The 218-nt window shown below is 66.1% G+C and carries 1 pseudogene; it reads right to left on the bottom strand.

What is annotated here, in order from left to right:
* Window positions 1-17: 17 nt before the first annotated feature.
* Window positions 18-218: pseudogene (locus NLM59_RS11740) on the bottom strand (hypothetical protein); the annotation flags it as partial.

Here is a 218-nt window from a genome sequence, read left to right as displayed (position 1 = left end):
GACGGCCGGGGATCGGGTTATCCATCATCCGGGTTGTCGCCGTAACCGCCTGTCTGGTGCCAGCGCCAGGCATCGGCGATCATCTGCGCCAGCGTTGATCGTTCAGGACGCCAATGCAGGTCGCGCGTCGCCCGTTCCGATCCCGAGACCAGCTTGGTGCAATCGCCTGCCCGCCGCGGCCCATCGACAAAAGGCACCGTCCGACCGGTGACTTGCTC

The sequence above is a fragment of the Profundicola chukchiensis genome (assembly GCF_029664245.1).
Classification (GTDB): Bacteria; Bacteroidota; Bacteroidia; order Flavobacteriales; family Weeksellaceae; genus Profundicola; species Profundicola chukchiensis.
This window is presented reverse-complemented; position numbering and strand designations above follow the sequence as displayed.